This is a genomic window from Arthrobacter sp. Hiyo1, from assembly GCF_001263615.2.
In the GTDB taxonomy this organism is placed as follows: domain Bacteria; phylum Actinomycetota; class Actinomycetes; order Actinomycetales; family Micrococcaceae; genus Arthrobacter.
The window spans coordinates 19,057-22,908 of record NZ_DF952477.1 but is presented as its reverse complement, the minus strand read 5'-3'; the positions used below and the strand labels follow the sequence as shown (position 1 = coordinate 22,908).

The following is a 3,852-nucleotide window of genomic DNA, read 5'->3' as shown; positions in this document are numbered from 1 at the left end:
GGGCCTTGAGACTCGCCGTCCCCCGCACCGACGACCCCCTCGCGGGCGTCGGGCACCCAGTCCCCCGCCGACCACGCGGGCCCTGGCAGAACAACCGTCCCACCTGGAGCAACTGCGCGAGGAGCTCCTAGCGCAAGCGTAAGACCGGGTGCCGCCCTAGGATCGGGCTGTGGCTGTGTGAGTCCTTTTCAGGCCGCGGTTCCGTCGGCGGGGCCGATCCCGGCGGGCGCCGTGTCTCCGCGCCCGGTCCACGTCTTGATGGCAGTCCACGCGACGGCGGCAGTCGGTACGGCTAACAAGGCCCCGATAATGCCTGCGAGCATCGTGCCAATGGCCAAGGCGAGCAAAATGGCCAGTCCGTGGATGCTCAGCACCTTGCCCATCAAAACGGGCTGGAGGAAATGGTGCTCAAGCTGGTTGGCCGCGATGAGGACAGCGAGGACGATGAGCGATGTCACCGGACCGTTCGAGATCAAGGCGACACCCACGGCGAGGGTACCCGCAGCGGTGGAACCAACGATGGGAATGAACCCGCCGATAAACACAAAAACGCCCAGAGGCAGGGCAAGCGGGACGCCGAGGATGGCCAGCATTGTTCCTATGATCACGCCGTTCACTGCTGCGATCAGAGCCGTGCCGCGGACGTATCCTCCCAGAACGACGGCGCTTCGTTCCGCGGCCAGGTGGGCCTTTCCGCGGTGAGCCGCGGGAAGGAATCCGAAGAGGAAGTTCCTGATCTTCTCGCCGTCCTTGAGGAAGAAGAACAGGATCACCACCATAAGAACCAAGCCGGCCAGGATTTCAGCGACCGTCCGCGCGCCGGTCAGCGCTTCGGCGCCGAAGCTACTGCTCGTGAAGAAGCGCTGGATGGAATCGGCCACGGATCGGAGCTGCTCGTCGCTGACTTTGAAGGGGCCGTTATTCAGGAATTGGTGCAGTTGCTCGATGCCGGCAGTGAATTTCACGGCAAGCTCCTTGGATTGCGCCCTGATAAGAAAGACGATTCCGGTGATGACTCCGCCGAAGACTGCAAGGATCCCCACGAACGACGCTGCGACGGCGAGGGCCCGGGGCCACCGGTGCGCAGTCAGCCAACGCACAAGAGGCGAAATTGCCGAGGCAAGAATGAGCGCGATTGTGACCGGGATCATGACGAGCGGAACGCTGGTCATCGCCCACACAATCACCGATGCCAGGGTGATGACCAGGAGCATCTGCCTGAACGGATCGCTGCCCGGCCAAGGCCGTCGGACCACATCGCCGACATCGTGCGTTTGCTCGGCGAATTGTTGCTTTCAGTCATTGGATTCCTTCCTGGTGGTGGCTCCGGCACTGAACGCCCCGCCGTCGTGCATTCAGGCACGGTGCGCTAAGAACGGTCGGAGCTCTTGCCCTTATCGCTCATGCCTCACCCTAACGGCGAGCTCCGATGGAGCCGCAATTTCGGCCGACGGCTAGCTCGCCACGAGCGCGGCAGTCCCCGAGGCCGCCGCGAAGTACGGTTGGTCGGTGCGTTCGTGATCAATGGGTTCGAGGTGGGTGACGCCCGTTGCATATGCGACGACGCCGGCAAGACTGCCGGTGCGTTGGTGGGCTTGCCGTTGCCGCGCGGCTCCCGTGCCTTGGCTGAGGATCCTTTGCAGTCCCTCGTTGGCGTAGTGTGCGTCCCCGGTCCCTTCGAGGGCATCGCGGACGTGGGAGTGGAGTGCGGCAAGGACGTGCCTTGCTGTGGCCGGCTTGTGCGTTCCCGGGTGGAGCAGCTCGCCGTGCAGGCCGAACCGGCTGGCCCGCCACGTGGCTTGGCGCAGGACGGGGACAGAAACCATGTCCGGACGCTGTCCGGATTTCCATTCCCTGGCGGCTGTATCCACCAAGGCACGCACCAAGGCCGCGATCAGCAGGGCATCCCGGGCATCAAGGCAAACATCCGAGACACGGATCTCGACCGTAGGGTGCCGGGCAGACAGGCGAGCGTCGAAATCCGGGCTCATGATCACTCCCGTTGCCGACAGGTCGGCCACCAAGGAGTGGTAGGCCGCGGCAGATCCGAAGACATCGGTGGGACCGGCACTGGACCATCGGTTCCAAGCTTGGGTCCGGAAACTGGCGTAACCACTGTCGGACCCATTCCAGAACGGTGAATTCGAGCTCAGTGCAGTCAGCACCGGCAGCCAGGACCTGATCCGGTCCAGCACTGCCACGCCTTCCTCATCCGAGTCAACGGAAACATGGACGTGGTATCCGCAGGTCAGCTGCTCTCTGGCAGTCATAGCGAACTTTTCCAGGAGGCGTCGTAGCGCTCGGTGTTTGTTGCATGCGGAGCGATCGCCAGCGGCGACGTCGCGAGGGCTGCAATTCTCGCGCCCGCCCTTCGGGCCAGCGAATCTGCGTAAGAGCGTCCGGCACGTATTTCAGCGCCTAGGGCACTCAGGCTGCTGTGCGGGGAGGTGATGACTTCGATTTGCTCCTGCTGAAGCTCGATCGCCAACGTCGGGCCGAAAGGAGGAGCCACCCCCTGGGGACCGGCACCATGAAGGCGCACGATATCGCCGGCGAGGGGCACGGGACTGCCGTTGTCAGGATCTACGATCAGGAATTCTTCTTCAACACCAAAAGTACGCACTTGCCAAGTGTGGGCCACAAAAGCTATGCCCCACGACCACAAGTCGCAGGACCTCTGGCATCAAACGTCTCTGGTCAGTTCCGAGACGCGCAACTGCTGCTAGCTGGCCGGCGTCACGACGTCTTCAAGGACTGACCTGTCGAAGAATCGGATCTCGCCGGTCGCTTGGAAAAACACGGGAACTACCGATGTGTTCGCGTCCTTCGAGGTTTCGTAGATCTCCGGCGCGCTGCCGTGTTTTCGGGCGATGGTTCCTACCAACTCGGTGCCGCGAACCCTGACGGTTCGATACTTGTAGCTCATGTGGACCCCTCTCGTCAGCCACAGCAAACGCTACTCCTGTGAAGCGCAAAGACCAGCTGGGCAGCTGCGTGGAGCTTGATTATCCTGCGTCGCAGAGCAAGTGGTACCAACTGTCGGCGAGCACTTCTAGCGCGTGGTCGCGGTTTGGCTCGAGCTTGCGCCGCGTCCAGAGAGTGGCGACGTAGTCGAGCTGGGTGAAGGCGAGTGTTCCGCGGATGTGGTGCGTTTCTTCAGGGAAGCGCCCGGCAAGCTGCATGCCGCGGACAAGGTCGGAGATGACTTCCTCATGCCAACCCTCCACCAATGTCCGCACTTCGCGATCAACCGCAGCAGCCTCGTCGAGGACGTCGAGGTACGGACGGAAGACCGGCCAGAGCGCAGCGCGCGACTCGAGCCAGGCAAGGATTCCCGGCAGTTTGCCATCCCGCACCACGTCCACGAGCTCGACGGCGGTCGACGCACTGTCGGGACCATCCGCGCGGTCGAGCACGGCGTTGACGCGCGACATGAAGTCCCTCATCAGATCGCTCCGCGAGGGGTAGTACGCGTAAAAAGTCACCCTCGTGGTGCCGGCAGCGGCGGCGATCTCGTCGATCGTGGTTGCCGCGTAGCCCTTCTCTGTGAAGAGTTCGAGTGCCCGTTCGACGATCACGTCGCGGGTCAGCTGCTTCTGGGCTTCTCGCAACGACGACATGGGTCAATCCTAACCGTGGTGTGCGGCAATTGTGCGGAGCAAGAGCAAAGGATGCGCGTCGCCAAGCGAGCTGACAAGCCGTAAAGAACTGCACGCGCCCACGTGTTTGGCAGCAGACCTGAGCGAGCGTCCTGGAATTTGGACATCTATCAGAGCGAGCGTGCTGGTGGATGGCCACATATGTGAGCGAGCGTGCTGGTGGATGGCCATATATGTGAGCGAGCGTCCGGGG

General features: G+C 62.8%; 3 protein-coding genes and 1 pseudogene. All 4 read right to left on the bottom strand.

Going from position 1 to position 3,852, the window contains the following annotated elements:
* Positions 1-188: 188 nt before the first annotated feature.
* Positions 189-1,214: an AI-2E family transporter gene (locus AHiyo1_RS21545; RefSeq protein ID WP_253257547.1), complete on the bottom strand. Its 1,026-nt coding sequence runs from the start codon at positions 1,212-1,214 to the stop codon at positions 189-191.
* A gap of 240 nt (positions 1,215-1,454) precedes the next feature.
* Positions 1,455-2,563, bottom strand: a pseudogene (locus AHiyo1_RS21540) (glutamate--cysteine ligase).
* 159 nt (positions 2,564-2,722) lie between these two features.
* Positions 2,723-2,926: a hypothetical protein gene (locus AHiyo1_RS21535; protein WP_059389943.1), complete on the bottom strand. Its 204-nt coding sequence runs from the start codon at positions 2,924-2,926 to the stop codon at positions 2,723-2,725.
* Positions 2,927-3,005: 79 nt separating this feature from the next.
* Positions 3,006-3,620 carry a TetR/AcrR family transcriptional regulator gene (locus AHiyo1_RS21530; RefSeq protein ID WP_059389942.1) on the bottom strand — a complete coding sequence of 205 codons (615 nt, stop codon included), beginning with the start codon at positions 3,618-3,620 and terminating at the stop codon, positions 3,006-3,008.
* Positions 3,621-3,852 lie beyond the last annotated feature (232 nt).